Source organism: Rhizobium croatiense (assembly GCF_019793465.1).
GTDB lineage: Bacteria > Pseudomonadota > Alphaproteobacteria > Rhizobiales > Rhizobiaceae > Rhizobium > Rhizobium croatiense.
The window spans coordinates 56698-71793 of sequence record NZ_JAILYJ010000013.1 but is presented as its reverse complement, the minus strand read 5'-3'; the positions used below and the strand labels follow the sequence as shown (position 1 = coordinate 71793).

Here is a 15096-nt window from a genome sequence, read left to right as displayed (position 1 = left end):
GGCGGGCAGGTGGCGGAGATCAAGTCCCACGAGTTCGAAACCTTTCTGCAGAAATCGGTGCGGAACTACCGGATTTTCGTCATTTACGGGCCGGATCGGGGTCTAGTGTCCGAGCGCGCCGGTCAGCTCGCCGGCAAGACCGGCGTCGCGCTGGACGACCCTTTTTCGCTGACAAAACTCGATATCGCCGATCTGCAGAAGGATCCCGGGCGACTGGTTGACGAGGCCCAATCCATCGGGCTGTTCGGCGGCGAAAAACTCATCTGGATCCGCGGCGCCGCCAACGAGAAATACCTCGTCGATTCCCTGGCGCTCTTGGCTGAAAAACCGCTCGAGGCCGCCTATCTGATCGTGGAGGCCGGCGATCTGAAAAAGGGATCGCTGCTGCGCAAGACGGCGGAAGCCGCGCGAGCCGTCATGGCGGTGCCGTCTTATGCCGACGACAGCCGCGCCTTGAACGGCTTGGTCGATGCTGAACTCGGGGCGGAAAAGATCGGTATTACACCGGCGGCGCGTCAGGCGCTGATCGCGCTGATCGGCGGCGATCGTATCGCTTCACGCAATGAAGTGCGCAAGCTCGCCCTTTACTGCCGCGGCCTCGATACGGTCGAAGAACATCACGTTACCGAAATAATCGGCGATGCCAGCGCGATCTCCGTTGATGACGCCGTCGACGCCATCCTCGGCGGCGACCTCAACGGCTTCATCCATGCCATGCAAAAGATCAGCAGTTCGAAAACAGCGATCTTTCTCGTGCTGCAGGCCTGTCTGAAGCAGTTCCAGCTTCTGGATACCATGCGTGCAGAGATGGAAGAAAAGCGCCAGCAGGCGCCGCAGGTGATGCAGACGATGGGACGGCATCTGCATTTTCGCCGCAAGCCGATCCTCGAGCAGGCGCTTCGCCAGTGGTCCGCGGAAAGCATCGCGCGTGAATCCAACCGGCTGCAGGCGGCCATTCTTCAGAGCCGGCGTCGGCAGGTGCTGGAAGACAGCGTTGCGATGCAAACACTTCTCTCCACCACCCTGCAATCCGGTCGCAAGTCGGCGTGATTAACGCCGTTCCAGCAAGCGGCAGACTTCCTCGAGCTGCTCGAGCGACTTATAGGAAATTTTGATCTGGCCGCCGCTCGTTTTGTGATTGATTGACACCTCGAGTCCGAGGGCATCCGACAGCGTGCGTTCCAGCGCCAGCGTATCCGAGTCCTTTTGATCGCGGCGCGTGGCCGTCTGCTGCGGCTCCGATTGCGCCTTGATATTGTTCTGCGCCAGCTTTTCGGCATCACGCACCGACATGCCCTTGGCAACGATCGTGCGAGCAAGGCTTGCCGGATCGGGCGTCGACACCAGCGCACGCGCATGTCCGGCCGAAAGACTGCCGGCGGCCAGCAGATCGCGAACCGGATCCGGCAGTTTCAGCAAACGCAGCGAGTTAGCGACATGGCTGCGGCTCTTGCCGATAATTTCGCCAAGATCATTCTGGGTATAGCCATATTCCGCGATAAGCTGCTCATAGCCCAGCGCCTCTTCAAGAGGATTGAGATCCGCGCGCTGCACGTTTTCGACAATGGCGATCTCAAGCGCCGTTTTATCGTCGACATCGCGGACAATGACGGGGATTTCGATCAGGCCGGCAAGCTGCGCTGCGCGCCACCGCCGTTCGCCGGCGATGATTTCATAGCGGTCCCGCTCCATCGTTCGCACCACGATCGGCTGCACGATGCCATGCTGGCGGATGGAGCTGGCAAGATCGTGCAATTCGGTGTCGTCGAAGAAACGACGGGGGTTGCGGGGGTTGCGACTGACGAACTCGATCGGGATCATCCGATCGGCGCTGACGGTTCGCTCAGCCTCCACCGGAACAGGTTGATCCATTTCACCAATCAGCGCCGCAAGACCACGGCCCAATCGCCTTTTCGATACATCGTCATTCATGATCTACACTCACCTGCATCCTGAAATGATTTTACGCAGCCAGTCTCTGGCGCTCCCGCTGAATGACCTCGGAGGCCAGCTGCAGATAGGCCTGGCTGCCCGCGCATTTCAGATCATAGAGAATGGCCGGCTTGCCGTAGGAGGGCGCCTCGGACACCCGGACATTGCGCGGAATTAACGTATGGTAAACCTTCTCGCCGAGATGCGTGCGCACATCATTGACAACCTGTTGGGCAAGGTTGTTGCGGGCATCGAACATCGTCAGGACGATGCCCTGGATATCCAGCCGTGGGTTGACCGTCCGACGCACCTGGCTGACGGTTTCGAGCAGCTGGCTCAGCCCCTCGAGCGCGAAAAATTCGCACTGCAACGGCACCAGCACCGAATGGGCTGCCGCCATCGCATTCATCGTCAGCAGATTGAACGAAGGCGGGCAATCGAGAAGAATATAGGAAAATGCCATGGCTTCAGCGGACGACAGTGCCTTCCGCAATTTGAAGACTCGATCGCTCTGCTGTGAGATCTCCATCTCGATCCCGAGCAGATCCATGGTCGATGGCACGATGAACAGGTTGGGAACCGCAGTTTCCAGCGTCACCTCACTGATTCCGCGCTCTCCAACCATCAGGTCATAAGAGGAAAGCTTGCGATCGCGACGGTCGATGCCGAGGCCGGTGCTGGCGTTGCCCTGCGGATCGAGATCCACGATCAGGACGCGCTCGCCGATGGCGGCCAGCGCTGTTGCTAGGTTGATGGCAGTGGTCGTTTTGCCAACGCCACCCTTCTGATTTGCGATGGTGATTATCCGATGTCGTTCGCCAGCCATTGCCGCAATATCCGATCTGTTAAACCAAGCGCCGGAGATTCGATATTTCCAAAATAACAGATTCCTGCTCGACGGCGCTCTTATGTTCTAACAGATCGAATTCCCACCGGCCACGTGCTTCGTCGATTTCCCTCAGGTAATCCCGGCCTTTATGAAAAAACCCACGACAATTTTCCTTGCCAAGCATCCAAGGCGCTGCATAACCGATCAGCCCGTCGAGGTCGGCGAGGGCTCTGGCTGAAATCGCATCACACTCGCCGATCTCGGAATGGGCATCCTCGATTCGAATGGCATGAACGCTGCCGCGTGCATTTGTCTCCCGCAGTGCGGTTCGCAAAAATGCTGCCTTTTTGTGGTTGCTTTCGACAAGATGCACCCACCCATCCTGCAGTTCCGCTAGGAAGATCGCGGTAATCACGCCGGGAAAGCCGCCGCCGCTGCCAAGATCGACCCAGCGAACCGGCTCGGGATAAATCTGAAAGATCTGGCTGCTGTCCGCGATATGACGCCGCCACAGATCATCGAGCGTCGATGGCGCAACGAGATTGATGGCCTTTGCCCATTTCTGAAAGAGTGCCGCAAACTGGCGGAGTCGTGCCTGTGTTTCACGTGAAACACGCAAACCGTTCAATTCCATTCTCAAAGAACTCTCAATCTTGTGTTAGGCAGTTTGGCGCTCTGCACCGCTGCGCCGGCGCAAATGCACCAGCAGCAGCGCAATAGCAGCCGGCGTCATGCCCTCGACAATGGCTGCCTGCGCGACGTTGAACGGACGGGCCGTACTAAGCTTCGTCTTGAGCTCGTTCGACAAGCCGGAAAGCGCAGAATAATCGAAATCATCGGGGATACGCCGCTCCTCGTCGCGCTGCTGGTCGGCAATGGCCGCAGCCTGCCGGTCGAGATAAACGGAGTAGCCCGCTTCGATCTCCAACGCCTCGGCAACCGTCGGTCGGATCGCGCCCAGGGCATCCGGCCAGACCTGCCGGAGGGCGGCAAAGTTGTAATCAGGATAGGACAATAAATCATAGGCCGTCCGGCGCTGACCATCCAGATTGATGTTCAGGCCGGCGCGCCGCGCTTCATTGGGGGTCACCGTCAGCGACATCAGCTGGGCTCGCCCGGCGTCGACTTCTGCTTGATAGGCCGTGAATCGCCGCTCGCGTGCACTGCTGACGCAGCCAAGCCGCATTCCGAGCGGTGTCAGTCGAACATCGGCATTATCGGCCCGCAAAGTCAAACGGTACTCCGCGCGCGACGTAAACATCCGATACGGTTCCGTAACGCCTCGCGACGTGAGGTCATCGATCATCACCCCAATGTAAGAGTTCGTCCGGCTAAAATGGAACGGATCCGAATCGTTGCTTCGCAGTGCAGCATTTAAGCCCGCCGCCAACCCCTGCGCCGCTGCCTCCTCATAACCGGTGGTCCCGTTGATCTGGCCGGCGAGAAACAGGCCGCTTAGTCGCTTGACTTCAAGCGACGGCGTCAGCTCCCGCGGGTCGACATGATCATACTCGATGGCATAACCCGGCTGGAGGATCCGCGCCGTCTCGAGTCCGGGAATGGTCTTCATGAATTCCGCCTGGACCTCGGCTGGCAACGACGTCGAAATGCCATTGGGATAGACCGTATCGTCGTCGATGCCCTCGGGTTCGAGAAAGACCTGATGGCCATCGCGTTCGCCAAACTTGACCAGCTTGTCCTCGATGGATGGGCAATAACGCGGACCGACGCCTTCGATCTGACCGGAATACATGGCCGAGCGCTTGATATTGTCCACGATGATCCGGTGCGTCGCTTCCGTCGTCCTGGTGACGCCACATTCGATCTGCCGCGTCGTGATCGAATCCGTCATGAAGGAAAAGGGCACGAGATCCTCGTCCGCACCCTGCCGACCGACGGACTGCCAGTCGATCGTCTTGCCATCCAGCCGGGCCGGCGTGCCCGTCTTCAATCGCCCCAGGCGCAGCCCCAGCCGGGCCAGAGTGGCCGACAGCCCGAGCGAAGGAGGTTCGCCGACGCGGCCGGCGGGTGTCTTTTGCGAACCGATATGGATCAGACCGCGCAAAAAGGTGCCGGTCGTCAACACGACTGCCGGCGCTTTCAGCTGCCGGCCATCCTTCATGATCACGCCGGCAACACGGTTATCAACGACGTCGAGATCGAATGCGTCGCCTTCGACGATATCCAAGCCTGGTGTCGCTTCGATCGCCGCCAGCATCGCCAGTCGATACAGCTTGCGATCCGCCTGCGTTCGCGGACCGCGGACGGCCGCACCCTTCTTCCGGTTCAGCATTCTGAACTGGATACCGGCTAGATCGGCGACCCGGCCCATGAGACCGTCCATCGCGTCGATCTCGCGGACCAGATGTCCCTTGCCAAGCCCGCCAATCGCCGGATTGCAGGACATGACACCAATCGTGTCTCGCCTGTGAGTGACCAAGGCGGTTTTCGCGCCGAGACGCGCAGCTGCACTGGCAGCCTCCGTGCCCGCATGGCCGCCGCCGATCACAATCACATCATAGACATTGCCGGTCATCTCAAACTCCAACTCGGCGGGGTTTTCACGTGAACTCGGGCGACAGCCTCAAGAAGGTTTCACGTGAATCATTTGCCGATACAAAACTCCGAGAAGATCACATCGAGCAGCTGCTCGACATCCACCCGCCCGGTAATCCGTCCCAAATACTCAGCCGCCAGGCGAAGCTGCTCCGTGCGCAGTTCGAGATTTGACTCGCTCTGCGAGATTGCCGCATCGAGCGCTGCCAAACATTTCGCCAGCGAATCCTTATGCCGCTGTCGGCTCGGGATCGCCATAGACAGGCCATTAAACCGCTCTCTGACGACGCGCCCGATCAGCGCCCGCAATTCCGGCAGGCCTTCACCAGTTGCCGTCGAAATTCGCAGATCATATCGATCGGAGCCAGTCTCGATGAGATCCTTCTTCGTTCCGACCCTAACATGCGGCAAAGCCTGGTCCAAGTCGGCAGGAATAACGGGATCGCTCACATCGACCAACAACAGCACAAGATCGGCATCGCGAAGCGCAACCCGCGCCCGCCGCACGCCTTCCATCTCCACCCGGTCGTCCGCCTCACGCAGACCGGCCGTGTCATAGAGTTTGACAAGATAGCCGTCAACGTCGAGATCGACCTGTAGGACGTCACGGGTGGTCCCGGCAATATCCGTGACGATGGCGACGTCACGTCGGGCGAGTGCATTAAGCAGGCTCGATTTTCCCGCATTCGGCGCGCCGGCGATGACCACCTTAAAGCCGTCCCTGATAATTTCGCCCGCCGAAGCCGCGTCGAGATGATGCCGGATATCATTGCGAAGGCGATCCATGTCGGCCCAGACCATATCCGACACCGACCCCGGGACATCATCCTCGTCGGCAAAATCGAGTTCCGCTTCGATCAAGGCGCGCGCGCGGGTCAATCGTTCCGCCCACGAATCGTATACTGCCGAGACACCACCAGCGCTGTGTTCCACGGCAAGGCGGCGCTGCATCTCGGTCTCAGCCCCGATGAGATCGGCCAGGCCCTCAACCTCGACAAGATCAAGCTTGCCGTTTTCGAAAGCCCGTCGCGAAAACTCGCCTTCAATCGCCATACGAACACCGGGAGTATCACCCAGCGCCTGAAACAGCGCTGCCAGGACGGCCTTGCTGCCGTGGATCTGCAGCTCGGCGACATCCTCGCCCGTAAACGAGTTCGGAGCGGGGAAAAACAGGACCAGACCGCTATCGATCGGCTGGTTATTACGTGCCCGAATCGTTCGGTAGGAAGCCAGCCGATCGGGCTGCACCGACCCGGTCAGCCTGACCAGAAGATCTCTGGTCAACGGACCGCTGATGCGAATGACCGAAACACCCGAGGGCGGGGCGCCGCTCGAAAGCGCATAAATCGTATCAACCATGGCCATGCATCCGCTTGTCAGTTCGAATCCGAATCGATTCCTCTCAAACAAAAAGCAGGCGACATCGAGGCGATGCGCCAGCTCTCAAAGGATGAATCCGGCTAAGGATCAGGTATTCATCGAGTCGAAGAAATCGGAATTGTTCTTCGTCTGCTTGAGCTTGTCGATCAGGAATTCGATCGCATCGGTGGTGCCCATCGGAGCGAGGATACGACGAAGTACGAAGATCTTCTGCAGATCCTGGCGTGGAACGAGCAGGTCTTCCTTGCGCGTGCCGGACTTGAGGATGTCCATCGCCGGGAAGATGCGCTTGTCGGCGACCTTGCGGTCGAGGACGATTTCCGAGTTGCCGGTGCCCTTGAACTCTTCGAAGATCACTTCGTCCATGCGGCTGCCGGTATCGATCAGCGCCGTTGCGATGATGGTCAGAGAACCACCTTCCTCGATGTTGCGCGCGGCGCCGAAGAAGCGCTTCGGCCGTTGCAGCGCATTAGCGTCGACACCACCCGTCAGCACCTTGCCGGAGGAGGGGACGACCGTGTTATAGGCGCGCCCGAGACGTGTGATCGAATCGAGCAGGATCACGACGTCGCGGCCATGCTCGACGAGACGCTTGGCCTTTTCGATGACCATTTCGGCCACCTGGACGTGACGCACCGCCGGTTCATCGAAGGTCGAGGAAATAACCTCGCCGCGGACGGAACGCTGCATGTCCGTCACTTCTTCCGGACGTTCGTCGATCAGAAGAACGATGAGATAGCATTCCGGGTGGTTGGCCGTGATCGAATGGGCGATGTTCTGAAGAAGGACGGTCTTACCGGTGCGCGGCGGCGCGACGATCAATCCGCGCTGGCCCTTGCCGAGCGGCGCGACGAGATCGATCACGCGGGGTGACAGATCCTTGGAGGTCGGAATGTCGAGTTCCATCTTGAAGCGCTCATTCGGATAGAGCGGCGTCAGATTGTCGAAATGAACCTTGTGACGAATCTTTTCCGGATCGTCGAAATTGATGGTGTTGACCTTCAGCAGCGCGAAATAGCGCTCGCCTTCCTTCGGTCCGCGGATCGGTCCCTCGACCGTGTCGCCTGTCTTCAAAGAGAAGCGGCGGATCTGCGACGGCGAGATATAAATATCGTCAGGGCCGGGCAGGTAGTTAGCGTTGGCCGAGCGCAGGAAGCCGAAGCCGTCCTGCAGCACTTCGACCACCCCTTCGCCGATGATCTCCACATCCTGGCTGGCCAGCATCTTGAGGATCGCAAACATCAGCTCCTGTTTGCGCATCGTGCTTGCATTCTCGACCTCGAGCGATTCGGCAAAAGCGAGAAGATCCGTCGGGGATTTGCTCTTAAGTTCCTGAAGCTTCATTTCAGCCATGAAGTGACCAATACTCTTTTCATTTTCGAAGGGGAAAGGCGATGTTGGGTCGTATTCGGTACTGCGGAAGGGGCTCGCAGACGACTGAACTCTTCACACATGCCACGTAGATGAGATGCGCGGAAAATAGCGAGTCGCAATCGCCGCCGCAAGGGGGCTGATTAAAATGAAGCAAATTTAACCTGAGGAGGATTTTCCTCAGAACGGCTTCACCACCACGAGGATCACGATCAGGATCATCAGCAGTGTCGGCGCCTCGTTCATGAACCGCCAATAGCGTGCCGAGCGGCGATTTTCGTCGCGCTCGAAAGCGCCGACAGCACGGCTGAAGAACATATGAACAGCGGTCAGCAGCACGACCAGACCGATCTTGGCATGCAGCCAGCCGCCCTGGAATCCATAGACCGACCAGGCAAGATAGAGGCCGAAGATCCAGGTCAGCATCATCGCCGGCGTCATGATGATCCGCAGCAGCCGGCGCTCCATCACCTTGAAGGTTTCCGACTGCACCGAGCCCGGTTTCGCGTCGGTGTGATAGATGAACAGCCGCGGCATGTAGAACAGTCCGGCCATCCAGGAAATCACCGCGATGATGTGAAGCGCCTTGATCCAGAGATAGAGGTTGTCGGGGTTCCAGGCGAAAAGCCCGACCGCCATCAGCGCGAAGAAGGCCAGTGCAAAATGGGCACGGCGCCGAGCATAAGCGCCAGCTTTCCGATCCGTCTGCCTTTCCGCCGTCACTTCGCGCCCCGCACGCGTTCGACCAGCTGACGCACATGATCCGGGTCGGCCTGCGGCGTGATGCCGTGGCCGAGATTGAAGATCAGCGGTCCATGGCCGAGATGCTGCAGAATATCGTCGATACCCTCTTCCAGCGCCCGGCCGCCGGCGACGACGCGCATCGGATCGAGATTGCCCTGCACCGGTCCATCCTTCTGAAGTTCGGCGGCAAAGGCCAATGGGACCGACCAGTCGAGGCCGATTGCATCGGCGCCGGTTTTCCGACGATAGGTTTTGAGCTGATAGCCGGCCCCCTTGGCGAAGGCGATCATGCGCGCATGCGGGCGCTGCGACTTGATCGACGCGATCATCCGCGCAACCGGCCTGACCGCGAAAGCTTCGAACTCCTTCTCCCCGAGAACCCCAGCCCAGGAATCGAAGATCTGAACGGCATCGGCGCCGGCGTCGATCTGGGCGACGAGATAGTCTGCCGAAACGTCGGCAAGCAACATCAGCAGATGTTCGAAAGCGCGGGGATATTTGTAGGCGAAGAGACGGGCAGGGGCCTGATCCGGCGTGCCGTGTCCGGCGATCATATAGGTCGCAACCGTCCAGGGCGCGCCGCAGAAGCCGAGCAGGGTCGTTTCATCAGGCAACTCCTCCCGCAACCGTCGCACCGTTTCCAGGACCGGTCTGAGATAGGCGACGACCTCTTCTCCGTTCAATCGCCCGATCCCGGCTTCATCGATCGGATCCATCTCCGGCCCATGCCCTTCAGTGAACCGGACATTCCGTTTCATTGCATCGGGGATGACCAGAATATCGGAAAACAGGATGGCCGCGTCGAAGCCATAGCGGCGGATCGGCTGCAGCGTCACCTCGACGGCGTAATCGGGCGTGTAGCAGAGATCGAGAAAACTTCCGGCCTTTGCCCGGGTCTCTCTGTATTCCGGCAGATAACGTCCCGCCTGCCTCATCAGCCAGAGAGGAGGAGGGCTCAGGCTTTCGCCATCGAGAACCCTCATGATCTTTCGGCGCGTGTCGCTCAAGCGCTTCTTCCCTATAAAAAATCAAAGATATTTTAAAAGGTTTCTATTTCTTAGAGTCGGTGTCTATCAAGGATTAAAATCCATCCACAGCCGATGCCATTTGTCGCGCGTCCGCACCAAAACTCGAAAAGAATTTTCTGATTCTGCGAAATTTCGGGGAGAAGGCGAATCCGGAAATGATTCCAAAATCTTGCCCGGCAAGCAATTTTCTCCTTTCTGTGGATAGCTTGTGGAGCTTTCGTCGACAAACCGATTTCGTCCCCATCCTCCACAGGAGCTGGCAAAACCGACCAGCAAAATTCGAAATGTGGATAAGGCGGCATGTTTTCCCTTGCCCGAGGCAGCCTCGCCGCCTTAGCTCTCCATCATCCAGTGTTTTCAACAGGCAGCGGAAAATAGCGTGGAGAACAGAACGAACTTCTTTCATCTGCATCTGATTTCTGACTCGACGGGAGAGACTCTGATCTCTGCCGGCCGCGCCGCCTCGGCGCAGTTCCGATCCGCTCAGCCGATCGAGCACGTCTATCCGCTGATCCGCAACCGCAAACAGCTGCTGCCGGTTCTGCAGGCGATCGACGATGCGCCCGGCATCGTGCTCTACACCATCGTCGACCGGGAACTGGCGAGCCTAATCGACGAGCGCTGCACCGAAATGGGCGTCGCCTCGGTCAATGTGCTGGAGCCGGTCATGAATGCGTTTCAGATCTATCTCGGCGCTCCGTCGCGTCGCCGGGTTGGAGCCCAGCATGTGATGAATGCCGGCTACTTCGCCCGCATCGAAGCGCTGAATTTCACCATGGATCACGACGATGGCCAGATGCCGGACGATTACAACGATGCCGATGTCGTCATCATCGGCATCAGCCGGACGTCCAAGACACCGACGAGCATCTATCTCGCCAACCGAGGCATCAAGACGGCCAACATTCCGATCGTCTACGGCGTGCCATTGCCCGAGAGCCTACTTGTCGCGACCAAACCCCTGATCGTGTGCCTGATCGCCACCACCGACCGCATCTCCCAGGTGCGGGAAAACCGCATCCTCGGAGCGACCCAGGGCTTCGATCGTGAACACTATACCGATCGCGCCGCGATTTCCGAGGAGCTGAAATATGCCCGCTCGCTTTGCGCCCGTCACAACTGGCCGCTGATCGACGTGACCCGCCGCTCGATCGAGGAAACCGCCGCGGCAATCGTTGCCCTGCGCCCGAAGCTGCGCTAAGCGCTGACGGAAAGCCGGCACTCCGAGGAACCTATGACAACAAAAATCATCCTTGCATCGTCGAGCCCGTTTCGCCGGATGCTGATGGAAAATGCCGGTCTGTCCTTGGAGGCGCATGCCGCAAGGATCGATGAAAGGGCGCTGGAAGCGCCGCTGGAAAAGGCCGGAGCGACGCCGGATGCCGTTGCCCTCGCCCTGGCCAGGGCCAAGGCCGAGGATGTCAGCCGCCGTTTTTCGGACAGCCTGGTTATCGGTTCGGATCAAACGATGTCGCTCGGCGACCGCGTCTTCCACAAGCCGAAGGACATGGCCGACGCGGCGAGCCATCTTCACGCCCTGAAGGGAAAAACGCATCGATTGAACAGCGCCGTTGCCATCGTCAACAATGGCGTGGTTCTGTGGGAACATCTCGCCCATGCGGAACTGACGATGCGGCCGCTGACGACCGATTTCATTGCCGGGCATCTGGCGCGGGTCGGCAACAGAGCGCTTTCGAGCGTCGGCGCCTATCAATTGGAGGGGCAGGGCATTCAGCTCTTCGAGAAAATCGAAGGTGATTATTTCACCATCCTCGGCCTGCCGATGCTGCCGCTTCTGAAGAAATTGCGCGAACTCGGAGCGATCGATGGGTGATTCACGTGAAACATTCGGGCCGAAAGCGTTTGTCACCGGCTTTCCGGTCAAGCATTCGCGCTCGCCGTTGATCCACGGATATTGGTTGAAGACGCTCGGCCTGCCGGGCAGCTACCGCGCTCACGAAGTCGCACCGGAAGCCTTTGCCGATTTTATCGCTTCGCTGAAGGACGGCAGTTCCGGTTTTGCCGGCGGCAATGTCACCATTCCCCACAAGGAGTTGGCCTTCCGCCTCGCCGACAAACCGGACGCGCTGTCGGGCGAACTCGGCGCGTCGAACACGCTGTGGCTGGAGGATGGCCTTCTCCACGCGACAAATACAGATGGCCGCGGTTTCACTGCCAACCTTGACGAATGCCATCCGGGCTGGGACCGGCATGACACGGCCGTGATCTTTGGCGCCGGCGGCGCCAGCCGGGCCGTCATACAGGCGGTTCGCGACCGCGGCTTCAAGACAATTCACGTCGTCAACCGTACGGTCGAACGGGCCCGCGAACTGGCCGACCGCTTTGGCCCGAAGGTTCACGCCCATCCGGCCGGTGCGCTTGCCGAGGTCATGAAAGGCGCCGGCCTCTTTATCAACACGACGTCGCTCGGCATGGATGGCGAGGCGGCACCGCAGCTCGATTTCACTCTTGCGGCCGGCGCCGTCGTCACCGATATCGTCTATGTGCCGCTGAAGACGCCGATCCTGGCGCAGGCGCAAGAGCAGGGCTTTGCGATCGTCGATGGTCTCGGCATGCTACTGCATCAGGCCGTGCCGGGCTTCGAGAAATGGTTCGGCAAGCGCCCCGTCGTCGACGCCGCACTGCGTGCACTGATCATTGCGGATATGGAAGCACACTGATGCTGAAGATCGGATTGACCGGCTCGATCGGAATGGGAAAGTCGACGGCCGGCAAGCTCTTTGCCGAGGCCGGGATCCCGCTGAACGATTCGGATGCCGTGGTCCACGATCTCTATGCCGGCGAGGCTGCCCCGCTGGTGGATGTCGCCTTTCCCGGCACGATGAAGGACGGCGTGGTCGACCGGCACGAACTCGGCCGCCAGCTGGCGGTCGATCCCGACGGCTTCAAACGGCTGGAGGCGATCGTTCACCCGCTGGTCCGCAATCGCGAGACGGAATTTCTGGCGCACCACCGCGCCGCCGGCGCCGAGATGGTTCTGCTCGATATCCCGCTGCTTTTCGAAACCGGCGCCTGGGAAAGGGTGGATGTCATCGTCGTCGTCAGCACCGATCCACAGATTCAGCGTCAGAGGGTGCTTGCGCGCGAAGACATGACCGAGGAAAAATTCGAGATGATTCTCTCTCGCCAGACGCCGGATGCGGAAAAACGGCGCCGTGCCGATTACCTGATCGACACCAGCCACAGCATCGAGCAGACGAGGGAACGGGTGCTTGAGATCGTCGCCGATCTGAAAATACGAATTGCCAAGGGAGATTTCCGGAATGCGTGAGATCATTTTCGATACGGAAACCACCGGTCTCGACAACCGGATGGACCGCATCATCGAAATCGGCGGCATCGAACTCTTCAATCACTTCCCGACCGGCAACACGCTTCATATCTACATCAATCCGGGAGATCAGAAGGTCCATCCGGATGCGCTCGCCGTGCACGGCATTACCGACGAATTCCTGAAGGACAAGAAAGCCTTCGCCGAGGTCGCCGAGGAAATTCTCGCCTTTTTCGGCGATGCCAAATGGATCGCCCATAACGCTACCTTCGACATGGGCTTCATCAATGCTGAATTCGCGCGAATCGGTTTGCCGCCGATCCTGCCGGAACGGGTGGTCGATACGCTGTCCATGGCGCGGCGCAAACATCCGATGGGACCAAATTCGCTCGACGCGCTTTGCCGGCGTTACGGCGTCGACAATTCGCACCGCGCCAAACACGGCGCGCTTCTCGACTCCGAACTGCTGGCCGAAGTCTATATCGAAATGATCGGCGGCCGGCAGGCGGCCCTTGGCCTCGGCCTATCGGGCCAATCCGGCCAGGCGGCGCGCGGCGAAATGGCGATGGAAGATGATGGCGTGATATCAGCGCTGCTTGAGCGGCCCCGTCCGCTTGTGCCCCGCCTCAGCCAGGCCGAAGCGCAGGCGCATGAGGCGCTGGTCGCCAAGCTCGGCGAAAAAGGTATCTGGTCGAAATTTGGCAGCCCGCCTGCGTGATTCCCTAAATCGGGACATAACGTCTTTTGCCCGTCTCTAGACGCGCGGCGCTGAATTGAAAATGCCCGGGACTTGCCCGGGCATCCGCATGACAGAACCGAAGGAATTCGATCAGTTCGGAACAGCCTGAACCTTGGCGCGGGCCTGCTCTTCGGCAACGCGCTGGGCGAACATCTGCGTGAAGTCGATCGGATCGATCATCAGCGGCGGGAAGCCGCCGTTGCGGGTCACGTCGGCGATGATCTGGCGGGCGAAGGGGAAGAGCATGCGCGGGCATTCGATAAAGAGAACCGGCAGCATGTGCTCCTGCGGAAAGCCGGCAACGCGGAAGACGCCGCCATAGACGAGTTCGGTGTGGAACACCGTCTTGTCATCGTCTTTGGCTTCGGCATTCAGCGAAAGCACGACATCGAAATCCGTGTCGGAAAGCGGATTGGCGTTGACGTTCACATTGATGTTGATCGTCGGTGCCTTGTCGCGGGCCTGCAGCGAACGCGGCGCACCCGGATTTTCGAAGGACAGATCCTTCGTATATTGCGCAAGGATCGAAAGGGTGGGGTTGGTCGCACCGTTGCTGTTGTTGTCGTCTGCCATTGGCTTTTCCTCGAAGGGCATGGGAATGGTGCCGCCATCTAACATTTCGGGGAAGGGCTTACAACCCTGGGCGCTGGGCGCCGTTGCTCGGTCGAAGCACCTCAATCACCGAGATGTTTGCCGGACCACGGCGAGTTGCGGTCCGGCTGCCGATGATAATCCTCCTCGTCGAGATCCACCACCTTCGAATTCCGGTTGCCGTCGCGGAAATCCGGTTTCGGGCCGGCGGAAAAGCCACGCTCGGGGTTGACGACGACGAAGCGCTTGGCGATCGAGCGCCAGACGAGATCGCGCACCGGCGGAATGAGTATGAGGATTGCGATGATATCGGTGAGGAAGCCGGGAATGATCAGAAGCAGCGCGGCGATGACGTTCATCGCCGGCTTCAGCAGATCGCTGCCGGGCATCACGCCGTTTCGTCCTTCGCTCGACATGCGGAGCAGGATACCGATGCCCTGGCGGCGCAGCAGGGCCACGCCGAAAACAAAGCTCGCTACGACGAGCGCAAGTGTCAGCGCCAAGCCGAGCGCCCGGCCGACGACGACGAAACCGGCAATTTCGCCCAGCGGCAGCAGCAGAATGAAAGCCGGAAGGATTGAAAAACGCATGGTCGTCATGTCCCGGACTGGCCGGTCTCCTCTTGGCGGCGGCG

The 15096-nt window shown here is 59.6% G+C and carries 16 protein-coding genes; 6 read left to right on the top strand and 10 right to left on the bottom strand.

The features are described 5' to 3' along the window. Positions 1–9: 9 nt before the first annotated feature. Positions 10–1050 carry a DNA polymerase III subunit delta gene (gene holA, locus K6M89_RS20770; protein ID WP_222140874.1) on the top strand — a complete coding sequence of 347 codons (1041 nt, stop codon included), beginning with the start codon at positions 10–12 and terminating at the stop codon, positions 1048–1050. Here the strand turns inward: holA and K6M89_RS20765 are convergent, their stop codons facing one another. The 8 genes from K6M89_RS20765 to hemE form a co-directional block, all read right to left on the bottom strand. Then, the gene (locus K6M89_RS20765) at positions 1051–1932 is read right to left on the bottom strand and encodes a ParB/RepB/Spo0J family partition protein (RefSeq protein ID WP_222140797.1); all 882 of its coding nucleotides are present in this window, start codon (positions 1930–1932) and stop codon (positions 1051–1053) included. Between the two features lie 31 nt (positions 1933–1963). After that, positions 1964–2758, bottom strand: coding sequence for a ParA family protein (locus tag K6M89_RS20760; RefSeq protein ID WP_038692104.1), 795 nt, complete (start codon positions 2756–2758; stop codon positions 1964–1966). 19 nt (positions 2759–2777) lie between these two features. Next, the gene (gene rsmG / locus K6M89_RS20755) at positions 2778–3395 is read right to left on the bottom strand and encodes a 16S rRNA (guanine(527)-N(7))-methyltransferase RsmG (RefSeq protein WP_222140796.1); all 618 of its coding nucleotides are present in this window, start codon (positions 3393–3395) and stop codon (positions 2778–2780) included. A gap of 24 nt (positions 3396–3419) precedes the next feature. Beyond that, a complete protein-coding gene (gene mnmG, locus K6M89_RS20750) occupies positions 3420–5297 on the bottom strand; it encodes a tRNA uridine-5-carboxymethylaminomethyl(34) synthesis enzyme MnmG (RefSeq protein WP_222140795.1) in 1878 nt (625 codons plus the stop codon). A gap of 68 nt (positions 5298–5365) precedes the next feature. Then, positions 5366–6682 carry a tRNA uridine-5-carboxymethylaminomethyl(34) synthesis GTPase MnmE gene (gene mnmE, locus K6M89_RS20745; protein WP_222140873.1) on the bottom strand — a complete coding sequence of 439 codons (1317 nt, stop codon included), beginning with the start codon at positions 6680–6682 and terminating at the stop codon, positions 5366–5368. Positions 6683–6784: 102 nt separating this feature from the next. Next, positions 6785–8050: a transcription termination factor Rho gene (rho, locus tag K6M89_RS20740; protein WP_003571435.1), complete on the bottom strand. Its 1266-nt coding sequence runs from the start codon at positions 8048–8050 to the stop codon at positions 6785–6787. Between the two features lie 198 nt (positions 8051–8248). Further along, positions 8249–8791, bottom strand: coding sequence for a protoporphyrinogen oxidase HemJ (gene hemJ / locus K6M89_RS20735; protein WP_222140794.1), 543 nt, complete (start codon positions 8789–8791; stop codon positions 8249–8251). Then, positions 8788–9819, bottom strand: coding sequence for a uroporphyrinogen decarboxylase (hemE, locus tag K6M89_RS20730; RefSeq protein WP_222140793.1), 1032 nt, complete (start codon positions 9817–9819; stop codon positions 8788–8790). Before hemE ends, hemJ begins: the two co-directional genes overlap by 4 nt. Before the next feature lie 400 nt (positions 9820–10219). On the opposite strand from hemE, the gene K6M89_RS20725 reads away from it, so the two are divergent. Genes K6M89_RS20725 through dnaQ form a run of 5 tightly spaced genes read left to right on the top strand, consistent with a single transcriptional unit; the run spans position 10220 to position 13850 of the window. Further along, positions 10220–11041: a pyruvate, water dikinase regulatory protein gene (locus K6M89_RS20725; protein WP_037115893.1), complete on the top strand. Its 822-nt coding sequence runs from the start codon at positions 10220–10222 to the stop codon at positions 11039–11041. A 33-nt stretch (positions 11042–11074) separates the two neighbouring features. After that, positions 11075–11674, top strand: a complete 600-nt coding sequence (locus K6M89_RS20720; protein WP_222140792.1) for a Maf-like protein — start codon at positions 11075–11077, stop codon at positions 11672–11674. After that, positions 11667–12521, top strand: coding sequence for a shikimate dehydrogenase (locus K6M89_RS20715; protein ID WP_097584008.1), 855 nt, complete (start codon positions 11667–11669; stop codon positions 12519–12521). The genes K6M89_RS20720 and K6M89_RS20715 overlap by 8 nt, the downstream gene beginning before the upstream one ends. Continuing rightward, positions 12521–13132 carry a dephospho-CoA kinase gene (coaE, locus tag K6M89_RS20710; RefSeq protein ID WP_222140791.1) on the top strand — a complete coding sequence of 204 codons (612 nt, stop codon included), beginning with the start codon at positions 12521–12523 and terminating at the stop codon, positions 13130–13132. The genes K6M89_RS20715 and coaE overlap by 1 nt, the downstream gene beginning before the upstream one ends. Next, positions 13125–13850 (top strand): DNA polymerase III subunit epsilon, encoded by a 726-nt coding sequence (dnaQ, locus tag K6M89_RS20705; RefSeq protein WP_222140790.1) that lies wholly within the window; start codon positions 13125–13127, stop codon positions 13848–13850. Before coaE ends, dnaQ begins: the two co-directional genes overlap by 8 nt. Positions 13851–13961: 111 nt before the next feature. On the opposite strand, the gene secB is transcribed toward dnaQ, so the two are convergent. Together secB and K6M89_RS20695 are read right to left on the bottom strand one after the other, a co-directional pair. Next, positions 13962–14444 (bottom strand): protein-export chaperone SecB, encoded by a 483-nt coding sequence (gene secB / locus K6M89_RS20700; protein WP_037115887.1) that lies wholly within the window; start codon positions 14442–14444, stop codon positions 13962–13964. A gap of 101 nt (positions 14445–14545) precedes the next feature. Then, positions 14546–15052: an FxsA family protein gene (locus K6M89_RS20695; RefSeq protein ID WP_313140750.1), complete on the bottom strand. Its 507-nt coding sequence runs from the start codon at positions 15050–15052 to the stop codon at positions 14546–14548. Positions 15053–15096 lie beyond the last annotated feature (44 nt).